Origin of the sequence: Rhodoblastus acidophilus (assembly GCF_009720655.1) — a bacterium.
Lineage (GTDB): Bacteria > Pseudomonadota > Alphaproteobacteria > Rhizobiales > Beijerinckiaceae > Rhodoblastus > Rhodoblastus acidophilus_A.
In genome coordinates, this window is sequence record NZ_WNKS01000049.1 from 1 (window position 1) to 1,579 (window position 1,579).

Below are 1,579 nucleotides of genomic sequence, written 5' to 3' on the forward strand. Positions count from 1 at the left end.
CGGCGAGGTCGGATCCTGCGGCATCGTCATGGGGAAACTCCCGCGCTCGCCGGTCCTGGAGCGGCGTTGGCGAGAAGTCCGAGATAGGCGCTCGGATCTGTCGCGCCGATCGTGGCTGCGGGCAAATAAGGGTAGAACGTCAGATCGAGCCGGACAGGCCGGTTCTCCAATCTGGCCAGCAGCAGCATTTTCACCGCATCGAAGCTGATGGCGCCAAGACGCAGCGCCTCGGTCACAGCCTGTTCGACCTGATGCTGATGGAAGTTCTCCATCAATCGCAGCACCTGGATGAACTCGCGGCGCCCGGGATTGCCCATCCGCGCTTCCATCAGCCGCCGCAAACGATGAATGCATTCGGCAAGCGCCCAGCCGTCGAGCGGCGCGGCCTGGTCGAGCGCCTTGCTCTTGTGTTCCAGCAAAGCCAGATAATGCAGCGGGTTGTAAACAAAATCCGCCTTGTCGTAGCTGCGGACGTGGGTGGCGATCGTTTCGCCGCGGCAGGCGATCTCGACCCTGTCGACATACCCTTTCGCCAGGACCTCTTGATGGCCATAGCGCGTCGGAACCGAATAGTCGTTGTTGCGGTAACGCACCAACGACAGGGACGAGACGCGCGTGGCGACCTTGTGGCATGCGTCATAGGGCGCAGCCGGCAAATCCTTGAACGCGGCGAGGTCCGCCTGCATTCTCTCCGCGATCGTCGTGGTGTGGCCGCGCAAGACCGCCGCGCGCCTTTTGACGCAGGCGTCGAGAAAGCGCGCGTTGAGCGCGGCAAAACTCTCCGCGACCGGCAAAGGCGTCATGAAGTTGCGCCGGGCATAGCCGACCAGCCCTTCCACCTTGCCCTTGTCGTTTCCCTTGCCTGGCCTACCGAACCGGTCGTTGAAGAGGTAATGGCTTTGAAGTTCGGCGAACATATGCGAGCGCAGCCGCTGTCCGCCCTTGACGATCCGGGCGACTGCGAGCTGGGTGTTATCGTATAAAATGGACTGCGGCATGCCGCCGAAAAACTCAAACGCCGCAACATGGCCGTCGCAAAAAGCCTCGGCCGTTTCGGCGGGATAGGCTTTGACGAAACAGCCGTCCGAGTGTGGCAGGTCCACGCAAAGATAATGGAACCGGACCTTCTTGCCCGCGATATAGCCGTCCGCCTGACCGAAGTCGGCCTGGGCGTGGCCGGGACGATGGCTCAACGGCACGAACATCTCGCGGGCGCGCTGCATCGCCTGGGCGACATACTCGCGCACGATCGTGTATCAGCCGGAAAATCCTTCTTCCTCCCGCAGCCGGTCGAAAATCCGATGCGCGGTGTGGCGCTGCTTCTGATGAACGCTGCGATCGTCCTCAAGGACCTTGTCGATCCACGCCATGTGCGGACCAAGCTTCTTTGAAGCAGGCCGCTCTCGCCGCTGATAGCCGGGCGGAATCGAAAACTGGAGCATCTTCGAAATCGTGTTGCGATGAACGCCAAATCGCTTCGCCGCTTCCCGGCGGCTCATGCCGTCCGTCAAAACGGCGCATCTGATCTTCGCATAGAGTTCCACTGTGAACATCCTTTCAGCCTCTCCATGCCTAAGAC

At 61.3% G+C, this 1,579-nt stretch carries 1 pseudogene; it reads right to left on the bottom strand.

Annotated elements, in window-relative coordinates:
- Window positions 1-26: 26 nt before the first annotated feature.
- Window positions 27-1,553: pseudogene (gene istA / locus GJ654_RS20625) on the bottom strand (IS21 family transposase).
- Window positions 1,554-1,579: the final 26 nt, after the last annotated feature.